General features: G+C 70.1%; 22 protein-coding genes and 4 tRNA genes. 8 read left to right on the forward strand and 18 right to left on the reverse strand.

Going from position 1 to position 17,903, the window contains the following annotated elements; translation table 11 throughout:
* Window positions 1–71: 71 nt before the first annotated feature.
* The 7 genes from rplJ to G3I54_RS17405 all read right to left on the reverse strand — a co-directional run bounded on the left by rplJ (window position 72) and on the right by G3I54_RS17405 (window position 4,854).
* Window positions 72–629: a 50S ribosomal protein L10 gene (gene rplJ, locus G3I54_RS17375; protein WP_003966997.1), complete on the reverse strand. Its 558-nt coding sequence runs from the start codon at window positions 627–629 to the stop codon at window positions 72–74.
* A gap of 273 nt (window positions 630–902) precedes the next feature.
* Window positions 903–1,817, reverse strand: a complete 915-nt coding sequence (locus G3I54_RS17380; protein ID WP_164615714.1) for a hypothetical protein — start codon at window positions 1,815–1,817, stop codon at window positions 903–905.
* Between the two features lie 170 nt (window positions 1,818–1,987).
* Window positions 1,988–2,710 (reverse strand): 50S ribosomal protein L1, encoded by a 723-nt coding sequence (gene rplA, locus G3I54_RS17385; RefSeq protein ID WP_164615716.1) that lies wholly within the window; start codon window positions 2,708–2,710, stop codon window positions 1,988–1,990.
* An 80-nt stretch (window positions 2,711–2,790) separates the two neighbouring features.
* On the reverse strand, window positions 2,791–3,225 hold the full coding sequence (gene rplK, locus G3I54_RS17390; RefSeq protein ID WP_010058817.1) for a 50S ribosomal protein L11: 435 nt from the start codon (window positions 3,223–3,225) through the stop codon (window positions 2,791–2,793).
* Between the two features lie 177 nt (window positions 3,226–3,402).
* A complete protein-coding gene (gene nusG / locus G3I54_RS17395; protein ID WP_164615719.1) occupies window positions 3,403–4,314 on the reverse strand; it encodes a transcription termination/antitermination protein NusG in 912 nt (303 codons plus the stop codon).
* A 73-nt stretch (window positions 4,315–4,387) separates the two neighbouring features.
* Window positions 4,388–4,675, reverse strand: a complete 288-nt coding sequence (gene secE / locus G3I54_RS17400; RefSeq protein WP_018960177.1) for a preprotein translocase subunit SecE — start codon at window positions 4,673–4,675, stop codon at window positions 4,388–4,390.
* Between the two features lie 106 nt (window positions 4,676–4,781).
* Window positions 4,782–4,854: transfer RNA gene (locus tag G3I54_RS17405), tRNA-Trp, on the reverse strand.
* 212 nt (window positions 4,855–5,066) lie between these two features.
* On the opposite strand from G3I54_RS17405, the gene G3I54_RS17410 reads away from it, so the two are divergent.
* The gene (locus tag G3I54_RS17410; protein ID WP_164615721.1) at window positions 5,067–6,293 is read left to right on the forward strand and encodes a pyridoxal phosphate-dependent aminotransferase; all 1,227 of its coding nucleotides are present in this window, start codon (window positions 5,067–5,069) and stop codon (window positions 6,291–6,293) included.
* 115 nt (window positions 6,294–6,408) lie between these two features.
* Window positions 6,409–7,422 (forward strand): adenosine deaminase, encoded by a 1,014-nt coding sequence (locus G3I54_RS17415; RefSeq protein WP_103511067.1) that lies wholly within the window; start codon window positions 6,409–6,411, stop codon window positions 7,420–7,422.
* On the opposite strand, the gene G3I54_RS17420 is transcribed toward G3I54_RS17415, so the two are convergent.
* Complete coding sequence (locus tag G3I54_RS17420; protein WP_164615723.1) at window positions 7,415–8,005, reverse strand: TetR/AcrR family transcriptional regulator; 591 nt, start codon at window positions 8,003–8,005, stop codon at window positions 7,415–7,417. The genes G3I54_RS17415 and G3I54_RS17420 overlap by 8 nt on opposite strands.
* Window positions 8,006–8,103: 98 nt before the next feature.
* Between G3I54_RS17420 and G3I54_RS17425 the strand changes: the two genes are divergently transcribed.
* Window positions 8,104–8,739 (forward strand): NAD(P)H-binding protein, encoded by a 636-nt coding sequence (locus G3I54_RS17425; RefSeq protein ID WP_164615725.1) that lies wholly within the window; start codon window positions 8,104–8,106, stop codon window positions 8,737–8,739.
* Window positions 8,740–8,777: 38 nt separating this feature from the next.
* Here G3I54_RS17425 and G3I54_RS17430 read toward each other — a convergent pair whose 3' ends face one another.
* The 6 genes from G3I54_RS17430 to G3I54_RS17455 all read right to left on the reverse strand — a co-directional run bounded on the left by G3I54_RS17430 (window position 8,778) and on the right by G3I54_RS17455 (window position 11,359).
* Window positions 8,778–9,833, reverse strand: a complete 1,056-nt coding sequence (locus tag G3I54_RS17430; protein ID WP_164615727.1) for a UDP-N-acetylmuramate dehydrogenase — start codon at window positions 9,831–9,833, stop codon at window positions 8,778–8,780.
* 109 nt (window positions 9,834–9,942) lie between these two features.
* A complete protein-coding gene (locus tag G3I54_RS17435) occupies window positions 9,943–10,371 on the reverse strand; it encodes a MaoC family dehydratase (protein WP_164615729.1) in 429 nt (142 codons plus the stop codon).
* On the reverse strand, window positions 10,371–10,823 hold the full coding sequence (locus G3I54_RS17440; RefSeq protein ID WP_164615731.1) for a MaoC family dehydratase N-terminal domain-containing protein: 453 nt from the start codon (window positions 10,821–10,823) through the stop codon (window positions 10,371–10,373). Before G3I54_RS17440 ends, G3I54_RS17435 begins: the two co-directional genes overlap by 1 nt.
* Window positions 10,824–10,914: 91 nt before the next feature.
* Window positions 10,915–11,079 (reverse strand): 50S ribosomal protein L33, encoded by a 165-nt coding sequence (rpmG, locus tag G3I54_RS39515; RefSeq protein ID WP_003956487.1) that lies wholly within the window; start codon window positions 11,077–11,079, stop codon window positions 10,915–10,917.
* Between the two features lie 88 nt (window positions 11,080–11,167).
* Window positions 11,168–11,240 (reverse strand) — tRNA-Met (locus G3I54_RS17450).
* 46 nt (window positions 11,241–11,286) lie between these two features.
* Window positions 11,287–11,359 (reverse strand) — tRNA-Thr (locus G3I54_RS17455).
* Window positions 11,360–11,614: 255 nt separating this feature from the next.
* Between G3I54_RS17455 and G3I54_RS17460 the strand changes: the two genes are divergently transcribed.
* Window positions 11,615–12,910 (forward strand): amidohydrolase family protein, encoded by a 1,296-nt coding sequence (locus tag G3I54_RS17460; RefSeq protein ID WP_164615733.1) that lies wholly within the window; start codon window positions 11,615–11,617, stop codon window positions 12,908–12,910.
* Between the two features lie 34 nt (window positions 12,911–12,944).
* Complete coding sequence (locus tag G3I54_RS17465; protein WP_164615735.1) at window positions 12,945–13,601, forward strand: SDR family oxidoreductase; 657 nt, start codon at window positions 12,945–12,947, stop codon at window positions 13,599–13,601.
* A gap of 85 nt (window positions 13,602–13,686) precedes the next feature.
* Here G3I54_RS17465 and G3I54_RS17470 read toward each other — a convergent pair.
* Window positions 13,687–13,768: transfer RNA gene (locus G3I54_RS17470), tRNA-Tyr, on the reverse strand.
* 177 nt (window positions 13,769–13,945) lie between these two features.
* Between G3I54_RS17470 and G3I54_RS17475 the strand changes: the two genes are divergently transcribed.
* Window positions 13,946–14,434: a YajQ family cyclic di-GMP-binding protein gene (locus G3I54_RS17475; protein WP_030926258.1), complete on the forward strand. Its 489-nt coding sequence runs from the start codon at window positions 13,946–13,948 to the stop codon at window positions 14,432–14,434.
* Between the two features lie 59 nt (window positions 14,435–14,493).
* Here G3I54_RS17475 and G3I54_RS17480 read toward each other — a convergent pair whose 3' ends face one another.
* Window positions 14,494–15,744, reverse strand: coding sequence for an MFS transporter (locus G3I54_RS17480; RefSeq protein ID WP_164615737.1), 1,251 nt, complete (start codon window positions 15,742–15,744; stop codon window positions 14,494–14,496).
* On the reverse strand, window positions 15,741–16,079 hold the full coding sequence (locus G3I54_RS17485; RefSeq protein WP_203686520.1) for a helix-turn-helix transcriptional regulator: 339 nt from the start codon (window positions 16,077–16,079) through the stop codon (window positions 15,741–15,743). The genes G3I54_RS17480 and G3I54_RS17485 overlap by 4 nt, the downstream gene beginning before the upstream one ends.
* A gap of 166 nt (window positions 16,080–16,245) precedes the next feature.
* On the opposite strand from G3I54_RS17485, the gene G3I54_RS17490 reads away from it, so the two are divergent.
* Both G3I54_RS17490 and G3I54_RS17495 read left to right on the forward strand, forming a co-directional pair.
* Window positions 16,246–16,779, forward strand: coding sequence for a methylated-DNA--[protein]-cysteine S-methyltransferase (locus G3I54_RS17490; RefSeq protein ID WP_164615739.1), 534 nt, complete (start codon window positions 16,246–16,248; stop codon window positions 16,777–16,779).
* A gap of 111 nt (window positions 16,780–16,890) precedes the next feature.
* Entirely contained in the window at window positions 16,891–17,529 is a 639-nt protein-coding gene (locus tag G3I54_RS17495; RefSeq protein WP_343240353.1) for an alpha-ketoglutarate-dependent dioxygenase AlkB, read from the forward strand.
* A gap of 23 nt (window positions 17,530–17,552) precedes the next feature.
* Here the strand turns inward: G3I54_RS17495 and G3I54_RS17500 are convergent, their stop codons facing one another.
* The gene (locus tag G3I54_RS17500; protein ID WP_164615741.1) at window positions 17,553–17,825 is read right to left on the reverse strand and encodes a GlsB/YeaQ/YmgE family stress response membrane protein; all 273 of its coding nucleotides are present in this window, start codon (window positions 17,823–17,825) and stop codon (window positions 17,553–17,555) included.
* Window positions 17,826–17,903 lie beyond the last annotated feature (78 nt).

Below are 17,903 nucleotides of genomic sequence, written 5' to 3' on the forward strand. Positions count from 1 at the left end.
CCACTATTCGGCAGGTGCCGGATGTATATGTCGGCGGGCGTACGTGGAGCCCGCTGGACCGCTGAGCGAAATTACTCGGCGGCCTCGGCGGGAGCCGGAGTACCGGCACCGCCCTGCTCTTCCTTCTTGGCGCGAAGAGCTTCCGCGGTGCGGACGAACTTGGAGGGCAGGGCCTGGAAGACCTGCGCCGCCTGCGTCTGCTTGCCCTTGAAAGCACCGGCCAGCTTGGAGAGCAGAACCTCGCGGGACTCGAGGTCCGCGAGCTTCTTGATCTCATCGGCGGACAGCGCCTTACCGTCAAGGACACCGCCCTTGATGATGAGGTTGGGGTTGTCCTTGGCGAAGTCACGAAGACCCTTCGCCGACTCCACCGGGTCACCGGTGACGAAGGCAACCGCCGTCGGACCCGAGAACAGGTCGTCCAGCGTGTCGATCCCGGCCTCGTTGGCCGCAATCTTGGTCAGCGTGTTCTTCACCACGGCGTACTGGGCGTTCTCACCGAGCGAACGGCGCAGCTCCTTGAGCTGTGCCACGGTGAGACCCCGGTACTCGGTCAGCACGGCGGCGTTCGAGCTGCGGAACTGGTCCGTCAGCTCGGCTACCGCGGCAGCCTTGTCGGGCCTTGCCATGAGCGTCGGCCTCCTTCCGGGTGATGAGGACCGCTCAGAAGGGGCCGGGAAAGACGAAACGCCCCAGCACAAGTGCCAGGGCGCGGCTCGACCGAACAGAGTCCGGGAGCGTTCCACAGTCACCTGCGCAGGTCGTCCGATCTAGCGGAACCTTCGGTCACCGTCCCTCTGACGAGGCACAGCGACGACCAGCGGTCTTTGGCTTCTTGGTGAGAGTACGCGACCGGATGCGGGAGGAGCAAATCCGTCCCCGTTCGTCCCTTGCGGGAGGTGTCAGGAGGCGCCGCCCGGGGTACCGCCCTGCTTCAGCATCTCCTTGAAGTCCACGGTGTCCGAGGTCGCCGGCTTCTCGGAGGGGACCTCGGTGCCGTAGTCGCTGTAGAAGAGCGTCGAGTTGAACGAGCCGGTCTTCATCTCACCGCGCTCGGTCTTCTTCACCAGCAGATCGTTCTTGTCGACCCAGATGTCGACGGTCTGCGTGGTCACCCCGGCCAGCGCCAGCTGCTCCTTGAACGCGGCCAGCTGCTTCGCGTCCAGGTCGCTGTTCTTCGCGGTCAGGTCGGCCACGTCGACCGTGCCGGAGTAGTGCGTCGCGGAGACCCCGCGGACGTCCTCCTGGCCGACCTTCTTGACGTCCCCGGAGGCCAGGAGCGCCTTCACGCCCTGCTCGGGCGTGCTGTTCTGGATCTGGTCCTTCATGACGTCGCCGGAGGCGCCGCCCAGCTCGGCGAGGTCCTCGTAGGAATACCGGATCCAGTGCTTCCCGCCGAGGTTGGCCGCCATGGCGTCGCCCATGTTGGCGTAGTACTCGTCCTTGAAGTAGCGGGCCTCTACCGATCCGTCGCCGCCGGCCTGCTTCAGGGCGTCGCCCATGGTGCCGCCGGTGTACGTGATGGTCAGCGCGCCCGAGAGGCCGTCGGACCAGCCGATGGCCCCGGACTGCTTCATGGACATGGTGTCGCCCATCTCGGTGGTGCCCTCGACCTTCGCGGACTGGGCGCCGCCGGTCTTCTGCTGCACCTGCTTCAGCGCGGCCACGGGGCTCGCCTTGGAGACGGCGCCCGCCTTGTCCGAACCGGAACCGCCGGAGCCGCCCGAGCTGTCGGAGCCGCTGCAGGCCGCTATCGACGTCAGGGCCGCCGCGGCGGCCAGAGCCGTGCCCATGCGTCGTGCCGTGCTCGTCCTCATGTACCCGTCCACCCCTCGTATCGTCCTTCGCCCCCCGCACAACAGTGTCATAGGGCACTGACAGGCATGGGGCCTTACGGATACGAGGACGGGCCCCGCACCTCGAAAGGTTGCGGGGCCCGTCCACACAGTGCACGCGTGTGACGCGGCTACCAGGTGAGCACGGTGGCTCAGACGGCGGCCGGGTCCTCCTCGACGAGGAGGTTGCGGGTGCGGTTGGCGTCCAGCGGGATGCCGGGGCCCATCGTGGTGGCCAGGGTGGCCTTCTTGATGTAGCGGCCCTTGGCGGCGGACGGCTTCAGACGGAGGATCTCGTCCAGCGCCGCTGCGTAGTTCTCCACCAGCTTGGTCTCGTCGAACGAGGTCTTGCCGATGATGAAGTGCAGGTTCGAGTGCTTGTCGACGCGGAACTCGATCTTGCCGCCCTTGATGTCGTTGACAGCCTTCACGACATCGGGGGTGACGGTGCCGGTCTTCGGGTTCGGCATCAGACCACGCGGACCGAGCACGCGGCCCAGGCGGCCGACCTTGCCCATGAGGTCCGGGGTCGCGACGACGGCGTCGAAGTCCAGACGGCCCTTCGCCACCTCGTCGATGAGCTCGTCGGCGCCGACGATGTCGGCTCCGGCGGCTTCCGCGGCCGCTGCACGGTCACCGGTCGCGAAGACCAGGACCCGGGCGGTCTTGCCGGTGCCGTGCGGGAGGTTCACGGTGCCGCGGACCATCTGGTCGGCCTTGCGCGGGTCGACACCCAGGGCAAAGGCGACCTCGACGGTGCTGTCGAACTTCGTGGAGGCGGTGTCCTTGGCGAGACGGACGGCCTCGAGCGGGGCGTAGTTGCGCTCCCGGTCGATCTTGGCGTCCGCAGCGCGGAGGTTCTTGCTGCGCTTCACTTCTACTCCTGTGGTTTCAGAGTGTGGAGTCGTGGTGCGGACCAGCGCTTGGTCCTACCACTGGGGGTTACGGGGCTGAATCAGCCTTCGACCGTGATGCCCATGGAGCGGGCGGTGCCCGCAATGATCTTCGACGCGGCGTCGAGGTCATTGGCGTTCAGGTCGGGGAGCTTCGTCGTGGCGATCTCGCGGACCTGGGCAGCCGTCAGCTTGGCGACCTTGGTCTTGTGCGGCTCGCCGGAGCCCTTGTCCACACCCGCGGCCTTGAGGATCAGCTTGGCGGCCGGCGGAGTCTTCGTGATGAAGGTGAAGGAGCGGTCCTCGTAGACCGTGATCTCCACCGGCACGACCATGCCACGCTGCGACTCGGTCGCGGCGTTGTAGGCCTTGCAGAACTCCATGATGTTGACGCCGTGCTGACCGAGCGCGGGGCCGACCGGCGGGGCCGGGTTCGCCGCACCGGCGTTGATCTGGAGCTTGATAAGCCCCGTGACCTTCTTCTTCTTGGGAGGCATTGCTCTCTCCGGGTCCTAGTGAGAGTGTTTCGCCGCCAATTCCGGTCATCCGGATGGAGGCATACCGCACAACGATAACGGGTATAGCTGTGCGACCAAAAACCCAGCAGGTCAGAGCGGCCGCGAAGCCCCTCTGACCTGCTGGGTAGGCATGTGTCCAGAAACCGGCGGGAAGCGCTAGTTCTTCTGGATCTGGTCGAAGCTGAGCTCGACCGGGGTCTCGCGGCCGAAGATCTCGACGAGGCCCTTGACCTTCTTCGAGTCGGCGTTGATCTCGTTGATCGTGGCCTGCAGCGTGGCGAACGGGCCGTCGGTGACGGTGACCGAGTCGCCGACCTCGAAGTCCAGCACCTGGACCTCGACCTTGCGGGACGGAGCCGGCTTGCCCTCGGCCTCGGCGGCCTCGCGGGCGGCCTTCTCCTCGGCCTCCGGGGCGAGCATCTTGACGATCTCGTCCAGGGTCAGCGGGTACGGGTCGTAGGCGTTGCCCACGAAGCCGGTGACGCCCGGCGTGTTCCGCACGACGCCCCAGGACTCGTTCGTCAGGTCCATGCGCACCAGCACATAGCCGGGGAGCTTGTTCTGCCGGACGTTCTTGCGCTCGCCGTTCTTGATCTGGACGATTTCCTCTTCAGGCACCTCGGCCTGATAGATGAACTCCTCCACGTTCAGCGAGACGGCGCGCTGCTCCAGGTTGGCCTTCACGCGCTTCTCGTAACCGGCGTACGTGTGGATGACGTACCACTCGCCGGGGAGACCGCGGAGCTCCTCGCGCAGGGCGGTGACGGGGTCGACGGGGGCGGCCGGCTCGGCCTCTTCCTCGTCGGCGCTCTCGTCGTCGGCCTCGGCCTCGACCGCCTCGGCGGCCTCTTCCTCGACGGCTTCGGCGACCGCTGCGTCTTCGTCGACCTCGTCGGCCTCGACGTTCACAGCGGCCTGCTCGGCGGGCTCGCCCGCGGCGAGGTCGGCGGCCTCGGCCTGGTCCGGGTCCACGGAGTCAGCAGCCTCAACGATGTCGAGCTCGTCCTTGGCGGACTCGAAGGCGCCAGCCTCGGGCTCGACGGCGTCGTTCAGGTTCGGGTCAGACACGATGGCTGCTTCTTCCTGGATACAAAGGGTGGAACGTGCGAAAGGGGCGCCGGGTCGGACGCCTTCCGCGAGATCAGCCGAAGACGTACTTGATGACCCGGGCGAAGCCCATGTCGAGAACGGTAACAAGACCGATCATGACGACGACGAACACGATCACCACGGAGGTGTACGTCGTCAGCTGGCTGCGCGTCGGCCAGACAACCTTACGGAGTTCGGCGACGATCTGGCGGTAGAACAGCGCGAGCCGACCCAGAGGGCCCTTCTTGCCGCGCTTACCGCCCTTCCGAGTCTTCTTCTTCGACTCGGGAGCTTCATCCTCAGCATCAGGCATGTCGATGGAGCCCACGGCGTCCGTCACGCTACTCACCTGATTCCGGGTCGTGGCCGTGCCGCGCCCGGTGGAGCCGCACGGCTGTGCAATGAAGTACGTACATGCGCACACATCCTGGCGAAGGAGTGTGTAGCAGGGCCGGAGGGACTTGAACCCCCAACCGCTGGTTTTGGAGACCAGTGCTCTACCAATTGAGCTACGACCCTTTGTGGTTTCCACCAACCTACCGCATCTTTCCCGGTGACCGGGTGCAGGAACGGTGCGGCTGGTGAAGGCCAACGACAGGTGAGTGTACGTGTTCAGGGCCGCCGCGTCGAACAGACAACTACCGACCGGTCCTGTCCGGATGCTGTCCGGGTCCTGTCCGGTCCCTGAAACCCCTGTGCCGACGGCTTTTGCGGTCTGGGAGCATGGGGCCATGAGCGCTGCAACTTCACCGTCCGAGCGCCGGGTTTCCGCCCGCATCGGTGCGATCTCCGAGTCCGCGACCCTCGCCGTCGACGCCAAGGCCAAGGCCCTCAAGGCCGCCGGGCGTCCGGTGATCGGCTTCGGGGCCGGCGAGCCCGACTTCCCGACGCCCGACTACATCGTCGACGCCGCGGTCGAGGCGTGCCGCAACCCGAAGTACCACCGCTACACCCCGGCCGGCGGGCTCCCCGAGCTCAAGGCCGCCATCGCAGAGAAGACGCTGCGCGACTCCGGCTACGAGGTCGACGCCAGCCAGATCCTGGTCACCAACGGCGGCAAGCAGGCCATCTACGAGGCCTTCGCCGCGATCCTCGACCCGGGCGACGAGGTCATCGTCCCCGCCCCGTACTGGACCACCTACCCCGAGTCGATCCGGCTCGCGGGCGGTGTCCCGGTCGAGGTCGTCGCCGACGAGACCACCGGCTACCGGGTCTCCGTCGAGCAGCTGGAGGCTGCGCGCACCGAGAAGACCAAGGTCGTCCTCTTCGTCTCGCCGTCCAACCCGACCGGCGCCGTCTACAGCGAGGCCGACGCCGAGGCCATCGGCCGCTGGGCCGTCGAGCACGGTCTGTGGGTGCTCACCGACGAGATCTACGAGCACCTCGTCTACGGCGACGCCACGTTCACCTCGCTCCCGGCGATCGTCCCCGAGCTGCGCGACAAGTGCATCGTCGTCAACGGCGTCGCCAAGACGTACGCGATGACCGGCTGGCGGGTGGGCTGGATCATCGGCCCGAAGGACGTCGTGAAGGCCGCGACCAACCTCCAGTCGCACGCCACCTCCAACGTCTCCAACGTCGCCCAGGTCGCCGCGCTCGCCGCGGTCTCCGGCCCGCTGGACGCCGTCGCCGAGATGCGCACCGCCTTCGACCGCCGCCGCAAGCTCATCGTGCGGATGCTCAACGAGATCGACGGCGTGTTCTGCCCGGAGCCCGAGGGCGCGTTCTACGCCTACCCGACGGTGAAGGACCTGCTCGGCAAGGAGATCCGCGGCAAGCGCCCGGCCACCACGGTCGAGCTGGCCGCCCTGATCCTGGACGAGGCCGAGGTCGCCGTCGTACCCGGCGAGGCCTTCGGCACCCCGGGCTACCTGCGCCTTTCCTACGCCCTGGGCGACGACGACCTTATCGAGGGCGTCTCGCGGATCCAGAAGCTGCTGGGCGAGGCCAAGGCCTGACAGCCCGCGCAATTGTGCCCCCGGCCGCCTCGGCCGGGGGCACTTTTCGTCCCAGCCCCACTCCAAAGAGGAATGCGGCTACCGCTCCGGCCCGCCCGTGCGGCAGGATCTTCCAATGGAGCGTGATGTACGTCTGTTGCCCAAGGCCCACCTGCACCTGCACTTCACCGGGTCGATGCGGCCCACCACCCTGCTCGAACTCGCCGACAAGTACGGGGTCCATCTCCCGGACGCCCTGACCGGTGGAGAACCGCCGAAGCTGCGGGCGACCGACGAGCGCGGCTGGTTCCGTTTCCAGCGGCTCTACGACATCGCCCGGTCGTGCCTGCGGTCCCCGGAGGACATCCACCGCCTGGTGCGCGAGAGCGCCCAGGAGGACGTGGCGGACGGCTCCGGCTGGCTGGAGATCCAGGTCGACCCCACCTCGTACGCCCCGCTGCTCGGCGGGCTGATCCCGGCCATCGAGATCATCCTCGACGCCGTGGACAGCGCCGCCCGGGACACCGGCCTGGGCATGCGCGTGGTGATCGCCGCCAACCGGATGAAGCACCCGCTGGACGCCCGCACCCTGGCCCGGCTCGCCGTGCGGTACGCGGACCGGGGCGTCGTCGGCTTCGGGCTCTCCAACGACGAGCGGCGCGGGATGGCGCGCGACTTCGACCGGGCCTTCGCCATCGCCCGCGAGGGCGGTCTGCTGGCGGCTCCGCACGGCGGGGAGCTGTCGGGGCCCTCCAGCGTGCGCGACTGTCTCGACGACCTGGACGCCTCGCGCATCGGCCACGGCGTCCGGGCCGCCGAGGACCCCCGGCTGCTGCGCAAGCTCGCCGAGCGCGGAGTCACCTGCGAGGTCTGCCCGTCGTCCAATGTGGCGCTCGGCGTCTACGAGAAGCCCGCCGACGTCCCCCTGCGCACTCTGTTCGACGCGGGGGTGCCGATGGCGCTGGGGGCGGACGACCCGCTGCTGTTCGGTTCGCGGCTGGCCGCCCAGTACGAGCTGGTGCGCCGGCACCACGACTTCACCGACGAGGAGCTGGCCGAGCTGGCCCGCCAGTCGGTGCGCGGCTCGGCGGCCCCCGTGGACGTACGGGAGAAGCTGCTGTCCGGGATCGACGACTGGCTGGCTAGCTGATTCCGCCCAGCAGGGTGCGGGCGATGGAGGCGGCGAAGTCGTCCAGGGACTGCGGGGGCGTACCGCCGGGAAGCGAGGCGTAGGCGAAGGCGCGTTGGGCGCAGGCGCCCATCAGCAGGGAGGCGGCGGCGTAGGTGTCCGCGTCGGCCCGGATGCGGCCCGCGTCCTGTTCGGCGCGCAGATAGCCGTCGAGTTGGCGGATCGGCAGGTGGGGCCCGGCTTCCAGCCCGCCCACGCCCTGCTCGTGGCGGCGCTTGAGCCGGGGTTCGGCGTAGAGGGACGCGGCCATGGGGAAGGTCTGCTCGTAGAACAGGGCGGCCACCCGGGCGATCTCGGTGAGGTTGCCCTCGACGGTGCCCTCGCCCGCGTTCAGTTCGCCGAGCAGGTTTCCGAGCCGGGGCAGCCGCTCCGCGAGGACGGTGACGAACAGGTCCTCCTTGCCGGAGAAGTACTTGTAGAGCGCCGCTTCCGAGCAGCCGGCCGCCTTGGCGATCTCCTTGGTGGTGGTCCGGGCGAGGCCGATGGAGAGCATCAGCTCGTGCGCCGCGTCGACGATCCGGACGCGGGCGGGCTTCTGGTCCATGGGTGCTCCAACCGGCGGTGACCCGGAGATCTTGACGCCCGGGCGGGAAGCCACCCATTCTAGAGGTTAGTGAACACTCACCCACCAGGGGGCGCGCTATGAGGATCACCGTGTTCGGGGCGACCGGCGGCATCGGTCGGGAGGTCGTGGGGCAGGCGCTGGCGGCGGGCCACGAGGTGACGGCCGTGGTCCGTGACCCGGACCGGCTCCCGGAGTCGCTGGACCGCGCGGCGCTGCACGCCGTCGTGCGGCTGGACGATCCGGCGGCGGTGCGGGCGGCGGTGGCGGGGCGGGACGCGGTGCTCTCGGGGCTGGGCGCGCGCGGCCGGAAGGCGAACGGCGTCGCCGAGCGGTTGACCGGGCAGATCGTGTCGGCGATGGAGGCCGAGGGCGTCCGGCGGCTGCTCGTGGTGAGCGCGGCGCCGGTCGGGCCGGAGCCGGCGGACGATCCACTGGTCGACCGGCTGATGCGGCGGGCGATCGGGGCGATCCTGGCGGAGCTGTACGCCGATCTCGCCCGGATGGAGGCGGCGTTGGCCCGCAGTGCCACGGACTGGACGTCGGTGCGGCCGCCGAAGCTGACGGACGGGCCGTGCACGGGCGTCTACCGGAAGGTCGTGGGCGGTACGCCGCGCAGCGGCCGGTCCATCTCCCGGGCGGACGTGGCGCACGCGATGCTCGCGCTGATCGACGACCCGGCGGCCGTGCAGCAGGGCGTGGGCGTCGCGTACTGACCGCGTACGTACGTTCCCGGAGGCCGGCCGCGTACGTCCTAGAGGCTGACGCCGACCGTCACCGGCTCGTTGACCAGGGTGACGCCGAAGGCCTCGTGCACCCCGGCGACGACCTCGCGGGCCAGGGCGAGGAGGTCCTCGGTGGTGGCCGCGCCCCGGTTGGTGAGGGCCAGGGTGTGCTTGGTGGAGATCCGGGCGGGGCCGCTGCCGTAGCCCTTGGTGAATCCGGCCCGGTCGATCAGCCAGGCCGCCGAGGTCTTGGTGCGGCCGTCCTCGGCGGGGAAGGCGGGGGGTGTCACGTCCGGGCCGAGGCGCTCGCCGACCCGGGTGAGGAAGTCCTGGAACGCGGCCGGTTCGAGGATCGGGTTGGTGAAGAAGGACCCCGCCGACCAGGTGTCGTGGTCCTCCGGGTCCAGCACCATGCCCTTGCCGGCCCGCAGCCGCAGCACGGTCTCGCGGGCGGCCTCCAGCGGTACGCGGTCGCCCTGCTCGACGCCCATGGCCCTGGCCGTTTCGGGGTACTTGAGGGGCGCGGAGAGCCCGGCGGCCTCTTCCAGCTCGAATCGGACACGCAGCACCACGAAGCGGTCGGGTTCGGCCTTGAAGCGACTGTGGCGGTACGAGAACGCGCACTCCGCGTTCGGAATCGTCACCGTCTCCTCGGTGCGCCGGTCGTAGGCGACGACCTCCGTGATGGTGGTGGACACCTCCTGTCCGTACGCGCCGACGTTCTGGATGGGCGTCGCGCCGGCGGAGCCGGGGATGCCGGCCAGGCACTCGATGCCCGCGAGACCCGCCTCGACGGTCCGGGCGACGGCGTCGGTCCACACCTCACCGGCCGCCAGCTCCAGGGACGTACCCGAGAGCGCGAAGCCCTTGGTGGCGATGCGCAGGGCGGTGCCGTCGAAGCCCTTGTCGCCGATGACCAGGTTGGAGCCGCCGCCGATCACCAGCAGCGGGGTGCCGCTCGCGTCGGCCTCGCGTACGGCGGCGACCACCTCGGCGTCGGTCGTGGCGGTCAGCAGCCGGGCGGCGGGGCCGCCGAGCCGGAAGGTGGTCAGGGGGGCGAGGGGGGCGTCGTGGAGTTCCTGCACGGGGACAAGAGTACGGTCCGTGGCCCGGCCGCTGGTGCGGGGCCACGGACCGTACGCCGGGGTCGGGGGCTCGGGCGGCCACCGGCTCCGGCCGACGCGCCGGTACGTCTCAGGCGAGCCGGACCACGGCCCGGGACATGCCCAGCACCTTCTTGCCGTCGCACACGGCGACCAGGTCCACCCGGACCAGGTTGTCGTCCAGCTTCGCCGCGACCTTGCCGCTGACCTCGATCAGCGCGCCCTTGTCGTCGTTGGGCACGACGACCGGCTTGGTGAAACGCACCCCGTAGTCGACGACCGCGCCCGGGTCGCCGGCCCAGTCCGTGACCACCCGGATCGCCTCGGCCATCGTGAACATGCCGTGCGCGATCACATCCGGCAGCCCGACCTCGCGCGCGAACTTCTCGTTCCAGTGGATGGGGTTGAAGTCACCCGAGGCGCCCGCGTACCGCACGAGCGTGGCCCGCGTCACCGGGAACGTCTGCGCCGGCAGTTCGGTGCCGACCTCGACCGACCCGTAAGAGACCTTCGCCGTCATCACGCCTCCTCGGCGGCGCGCGCCACCAGCTTCGTCAACGCCGTGACCACCAGCTCGCCGGCCTCGTCGTGCACATCCCCGCGGATGTCCAGGATGTCGTTGCCCGCGAGGGACTTGATCGCCTCGATCGTCGAGGTGACCGTCAGCCGGTCCCCCGCCCGCACCGGACGCACGTAGGAGAACTTCTGGTCCCCGTGCACCACCCGGCTGTAGTCCAGGCCCAGCTGCGGGTCCTGCACCACCTCTCCGGCGGCCCGGAAGGTGATCGAGAAGACGAAGGTGGGCGGCGCGATCACATCGGCGTGACCGAGTGCACGGGCGGCCTCCGCGTCGACGTACGCCGGGTGGGTGTCGCCCACCGCCTCGGCGAACTCGCGGATCTTCTCCCGGCCGACCTCGTACGCCGGAGTGGGCGGATAGGTCCGCCCCACGAAGGACTGGTCGAGCGCCATGAGCTCGCTACCTCCTGAGAAACCTGGTGAAAGACGAACACAACGACACGAGGCCGCCCCCAGAGGGGACGGCCTCGTGTACGAGCCTGATTCAGCGCGTTTCGCGGTGCGCGGTGTGCGAGTTGCAGCGCGGGCAGTGCTTCTTCATCTCAAGACGGTCCGGGTTGTTACGCCGGTTCTTCTTGGTGATGTAGTTCCGCTCCTTGCACTCCACGCAGGCCAGCGTGATCTTCGGGCGGACGTCGGTGGCAGCCACGTGAGTGCTCCTTGGACGGACGATGGACGGATGAACGCATGAAAGGGTAGCCGATCGAAGGACCGACCCAACCATCGGCTACCGTTAGTAGCGGTGACCGGACTTGAACCGGTGACACAGCGATTATGAGCCGCTTGCTCTACCGACTGAGCTACACCGCTTTGATGAATGAGTCCCCCCGCCGAAGCGGGGTTTCCCGATCACCAGAGCCCCAATGCGGAATCGAACCGCAGACCTTCTCCTTACCATGGAGACGCTCTACCGACTGAGCTATTGGGGCGAGCGATGAAGACATTACACGGTCCCCCGCCGGTTGCCCAAATCCGTTTGTTCCGCACGCTCCGACCCTCTGCCCGGGGCCGCCCACACCCCCTGATCAGGCCTTGATCCAGGCCGAGTCCGACTCGGGGCCGGGCCCGGCCGGCCGACAGCGCAGGCGCACCGGTACGACTATTCCGCTCCTCCCGGAAGCCGCCCCCGCACGCCCCTAGGGTGTGGTCACTCCGTGTGATCTTGCACCCCTCCCAGGAGCGCGATGCCTGACAGCCAGCCACGGCGGCCCGACGACAACGCGCCCGACAGCGCCGACGCAGCCACCACCGCCGACACCCCCGCCCTCGTCCTCAGCGGCGCCCGCCTCGCCGACGGCCGAGCCGTCGACGTACGCCTGAGCGGCAGCCGGATCGAGGCCGTCGGCACCGCGGGCAGCCTCACCGCCCGCGGCCCCCGCATCGACCTCCGCGGCTATCTCCTGCTCCCCGCCCCGGCCGAACCCCACGCCCACAGCGACACCGCTCTCACGGCGGACAGCGCGGGCCCCGACAGCCCGGGCCCGGCCTCCCACCGCGCCGAGGACATCCAGCGCCGCGCCACCGAGGCCGCGCTCCTCCAGCTCGGCCACGGGGCCACCGCCCTGCGCACCCACGTCCGCGTCGGCGACGTCCAGGGGCTCGTCCCGCTCGAAGCCGTCCTGCAGACCCGGCGCGCCCTGCGCGGCCTCGCCGATGTCATGCCCGTCGCGGTCCCCCGGCTCCTCACCGGCGTCGCCGGGGCGGACAGCCTCGCGATGCTCAGGGACGCGGTGAAGATGGGCGCGGCCGCCGTCGGCGGCTGCCCCGACCTCGATCCGGACCCCACGGGCTACACCGAGGCCGTCCTGGAGATCGCCGCCGAGCACGGCTGCCCCGTGGACCTGCACACCGACGGCGACGATCCCGCCCGGCTGGCCCGGCTCGCCGCGATGGCCGCCGGCCTGCGCCCCGGTGTCACCCTCGGCCCGTGTGCCGGTCTGGCGCATCTGCCCCTGGACGCCGCGACCCGCGCCGCCGACCGGCTGGCCGCCGCCGGGATCACCGTGGTCTGCCTGCCCCAGGGCGGCTGCGCCGGTGCGGAGCGCCGTACGACCGCCCCCGTACGCCTGCTGCGCTCCGCCGGCGTGCGCGTCGCGGCGGGCAGCGGCGCGTTGCGGGACACGGCCAATCCGGTCGGCCGCGGCGATCCGCTCGAAGCCGCCTACCTCCTCGCCTCGCAGGCCGGGCTACGCGCCGAACAGGCGTACGCCCTGGTCTCTACGACCGCGCGCGCGGCCCTCGGCCTTCCCGACGTACGCGTCGAGGCGGGCTTCCCCGCCGAACTCCTCGCCGTACGGGGCGAACGGCTCTCGGCGGTGCTCTCCCTCGCCTACAGCCGCATCGTCATCCACCGCGGCCGGATCGTCGCCCGCACCAGCGCCGTGCGTGAGTACTGCGACTCCGACGCCGACGCCACCGCGGGCCTCGGCGGCCTTCCGCGCCAGGGACGACCCGACTCCGGTTCCGGGCCCAGGAACTGAGCGGGAGCCCGCCCCCGGGCGTACGGTCGGAGGTATGCGCATTGTCATCGCAGGTGGACACGGACAGATCGCACTGCGGCTGGAGCGGCTGCTCGCCGCACGCGGGGATGAAGCCGTAGGGATCATCCGCAACCCCCAACAGAGTCAGGACCTGATCGAAGCCGGCGCCCAACCCGCCGTGCTGGACCTCGAATCGGCCACCGTGGAGCAGACCGCGGAGGTGTTGCGCGGCGCGGACGCGGCCGTCTTCGCGGCGGGCGCGGGGCCGAACAGCGGTACCGCCCGCAAGGACACCGTCGACCGCGACGCGGCCGTGCTGTTCGCCGACGCGGCCGAGGCGGCGGGCGTCCGCCGCTATCTCGTCGTCTCCTCGATGGGCGCCGACCCCGACCACCCCGGCGACGAGGTCTTCGACGTGTACCTCCGGGCCAAGGGCGCCGCCGACGCCGACGTACGCTCCCGTACCGCGCTGGACTGGACGATCCTGCGCCCCGGCATGCTGACCAACGACGCGGGCACCGGGCAGGTCCTGCTGGCCGCCTCGACGGGTCGTGGTCCGATCCCCCGCGACGATGTGGCGGCCACGCTGCTGGAGCTGCTGGACACCCCGGCGACGGCGGGCCTCACCCTGGAGGCGATCTCCGGGAACGTGCCGGTGACGGTGGCCGTGAAGGACGTCGCGGGCAACTGATCCGCACCGGGACTCCGTGCCGAGAACGCCGCCCGGACAACGAGGAAGCCCCCGACCAGAAGACTGGTCGGGGGCTTCGTTCGCGTGGCGGCGCCAGGGTTCGAACCTGGGTAGGCTGAGCCGGCAGATTTACAGTCTGCTCCCTTTGGCCACTCGGGCACACCGCCTCGAACGACGCGTTGGATCTCGTGGTGAGCTCCTTGGCGACGACGTAAACAATACCTGATGGCCAGGGGTGCTCCGCCACCTCATTGATCAGCGACCGGAGGGTGTGGCGGTGGCTAGGCTTTGGGCTGTATCCCCAGCAGCTGTATCCCAGCATTCGACGCAAGGAGCCACACGTCATGGCCGACTCCAGTTTCGACATCGTCTCGAAGGTCGAGCGGCAGGAGGTCGACAACGCCCTCAACCAGGCCGCCAAGGAGATCTCCCAGCGTTACGACTTCAAGGGCACGGGCGCCTCGATCTCGTGGTCGGGCGAGAAGATTCTGATGGAGGCGAACGGCGAGGAGCGCGTCAAGGCCATCCTCGACATCTTCCAGTCCAAGCTGATCAAGCGCGGTATCTCGCTGAAGTCGCTGGACGCCGGTGAACCGCAGCTCTCCGGCAAGGAGTACAAGATCTTCGCCACGATCGAGGAAGGCATCTCCCAGGAGAACGCCAAGAAGGTGGCGAAGATCATCCGCGACGAGGGCCCGAAGGGCGTCAAGGCGCAGGTCCAGGGCGACGAGTTGCGGGTCAGCTCGAAGAGCCGGGACGATCTGCAGGCCGTCCAGGCGCTGTTGAAGGGTCAGGACTTCGACTTCGCGGTGCAGTTCGTGAACTACCGGTAGACATCGGGTTGGTCGCCGGCAATAGCCGCAGTCAACCGGCCTGACCCGCAACGGCGTTGTCAGGCAGGCCGCCCGGGGCACAACGGGGGCGCATCGTCGAGGCCGACCTCGACGGCGGCTCTCGTTGTGTCATCGCCCGCCGGGGCGTGAACGGGCGTACGCGTACGGGTCGGCAGCGCCCGTGCGCTCGCGCCGATCCGGCCGAGCAGAGCGATGGCGAGCCCGGTGGGGATCAGCGCCCATCCCGCGAGGTCGGCGGAGTCCGCTCCGCCCGCCAGGAGGCTGCTTCCCGTGGCGGCCCCGGCGGCGGACCCGAGGTACATGGCGGCCATCTGGAAGGCGATGACCGCCATCGCCCGGTCCGGGCGGTCCCGGGTGAGCGCCTGCTGCAAGGTCGGCACGCTGGCCCAGGCGGCGGCCCCCCACACAGCCGCGGCGATCAGCCACACAGCAGGGACGGAGAAGGCCCAGACTGCTGCGAAGCTCGTGGCGAGCAGCGTCGGCAGGGCCCACAGCAGTGCCCTGGGGCCGTATCGGTCCAGGGGCCTGCCGATCAGCGCGGCCCCCGTGACGCCTCCGACGCCCCACGCCCACACCAGGGCGAAGCCCCAGTCCCGAAGGCCTCGGGCGTCCGCCATCGGCAGCAGGTAGGTGTACAGGCCGAGGCTGGCCACGCCGAGCAGGAACGCCGCGACGATCCCGGCGGAGACCGTGCCCGAGCGCAGCACTCCGAAGACCGGCGCACGGCCCGTCGCGGGCAGGGTCGGCAGGGTGTGCGCGCGGGCGGCGAGGGCGATCATGCTGAGCACGCCGACAGCGACGACCAGGGCCATGGTCCAGCGCCAGCCCCAGCTCCGCCCGATCAGCATGCCCACGGGCACTCCCGCGACCGTCCCGGTGGACAGCCCGAAGGTGACCATCGCCATCGCCCGGCCGCGTTCGCGGTCGGCGACCATCGCGGCGGCGGTCGCGGTCGCGACCGCCGTGAGGATGCCCGCGCCCGCACCCGCGACGACGCGGGACGCGAGGAAGAACGCGACGCCCGGCGCCACGACGGTGATCAGGTTTCCGAGGTTGAACACACCGAGCGCGATCAGCAGCGCCCGTGCGGTACTGCCACGGGTGAGCCGTCCGGAGAGCAGCGGCCCGGCCACGGCGTAGGCGGCGGTGAAGGCGGTCACCCCTAGGCCGATCACCGCGACGGTGGTCGTCAGTGAGTCGGCGATCGACGGCAGCACGCCGGCGAGGACGTAGGCGTCGATACCGAGCGCGACGGCGGCGGCGACCAGGGGCCACACCTTGCGGATCACGCGTCCTCCTCGTCGTCCGCGCCTGCCGGGTAGCCGGTCAGGACGGTCCGGATCAGGCCGGGGAACCGGGCTTCCAGGTCGTCCTCGCGGAGCCGGATCATGCACTTGCGCCCCTCGGCGCGGACGAACACGATCCCGGACTCGCGCAGCAGGCTCGTGTGGTGCGTCAGCGTCGAGCGCGGCAGGTCCGGGCCGAGGTCGATGCTGTCGACCTCGCCGTGCTCGACGAGCATGCGGACCATGCCCAGCCGCAGCGGCTCGCTGAGTGCGAACAGCACCCTGGGCATCGCGATCTCGGACGTCTCCGGGTGCTGGTACACCCTTGCGGCAGCCATGAAGCCTCCCCCATCGTTCGAAATATCTCGCACGAATATAGTTCGATAATTCCCGCACGATCAAGTCGGGCATGCGGCCGGCGTGCGGGCGCGATGTCCGAATACCGCCGGTGGCACTACGGCGAGCAGCGCAGACTGGCAGTACGGACCGGGGAAGTGAGAGGCCATGACGACGACGGTGTATGCGCGGGTGGAGAGCCCGTTGGGCGAGTTGCTGCTGGTCGGCGACGCGGCTGTGGAGGGGCCGGATTCGGCCGGAGGAGCCGGTGTCCGGTTGCGGTCGCTGTCGATGCCCGGGCAGAAGGGCGGCGCGGTCGTCCAGGACGGCTGGCGGCCCGCTCCCGACGCGTTCGCGGAGGTCACCAGGCAGCTGGAGGCCTATTTCGCGGGGCGCTCGACGCGGTTCGACGTGCCGGTGGCCGAGGGCGTGGGTACGGAGTTCCAGCGGCGGGTCTGGGCGGTGCTGGAGTCGATCCCGTACGGGAGCACGGTGTCGTACGGGCAGGTCGCGGCACAGGTCGGGGCCTCGGGCGCGGGGGTGCGGGCGGTGGGCACGGCGATCGGGCGCAATCCGCTGCTGGTCGTGCGGCCGTGCCACCGGGTGATCGGGGCGGACGGGGCGCTGCGGGGGTACGCGGGCGGCCTGGAGCGCAAGAAGCTGCTGCTGGGGCTCGAAGGCGTCGAAGCACTGGTGGGCTGAGCCGTGGCGCAGGAGCATCCGTCGTCCTCGGACCTTCCTCCTTCCTCGGACCTTCCGCCGTCCCATTGCCTTCCGCCGTCTTCGGACGGTCTGTTCCGGCGGCCGCGCCAGGTGGTCGCGCCGGGGGCCGTCCATGTGCCGGAGTGGCTGCCGGTGGAGCGCCGGGCGGAGTTGGTGGCGGCGTGCCGTCGGTGGGCGCGGGGGCCGGTCCCGTTGCGGCACACCGTGCTGCCGGGCGGCGGGGTGATGTCGGTGCGGACGGTGTGCCTGGGGTGGCACTGGCAGCCGTACCGGTACGCGCGTACCGCGGACGATGTGAACGGCGCCCGGGTGGCCGCGTTCCCGGAGTGGCTGGGCGACCTGGGGCGGGCGGCGGTGGCCGAGGCGTACGGCGACGAGAGTGCGGCGGCGGCGTTCGCCCCGGATACCGCGCTGATCAACTTCTACGACGAAACGGCGCGGATGGGCATGCATCAGGACAAGGAGGAGCGGTCGGGTGCTCCTGTGGTGTCGTTGAGCATCGGGGCGAGGTGCGCGTTCCGCTTCGGGAACACGGAGGGACGCGGGCAGCCGTACACGGATGTGGAGTTGGCGTCCGGGGATCTGTTCGTCTTCGGCGGGCCGTCGCGTTTCGCGTTCCACGGGGTGCCGAAGGTGTACGCGGGAACGGCCGACCCGGCAGCGGGGCTGCGGGCCGGCCGGTTGAACCTGACGTTGCGGGAGACCGGGATGGCTTCACCGGACGCGTAGGAGAGGGGCCCGGGCGCCGACGGTCAGCGGCGGTTGCGGGAGTGGCCGAACAGCAGCCGGTAGGCGATCAGCAGGACCAGGGAGCCGGCGATGGCGGCGATCCAGGTCGCGGTGTCGTAGAAGTCGTTGCTGATGGGCCGGTCGAGGAACTGGCTGGAGAGCCAGCCGCCGACGAAGGCCCCGGCGACGCCGATGAGAGTGGTGCCGATGATGCCGCCCGGGTCACGTCCCGGGAGGAGGATCTTGGCTATGAGGCCGGCGAGCAGGCCGAGAATGATCCAACTGATGATGCCCATGTCGCTGCACCTACCCCTTGTTTCGTCTTGGAATCCAAGACGCGGTGGGCAGGTGTTCGGTTGCTCTCGCGTTCGCCG

The sequence above is a fragment of the Streptomyces sp. SID14515 genome, from assembly GCF_010548505.1.
Taxonomy (GTDB): Bacteria; Actinomycetota; Actinomycetes; order Streptomycetales; family Streptomycetaceae; genus Streptomyces; species Streptomyces caviscabies.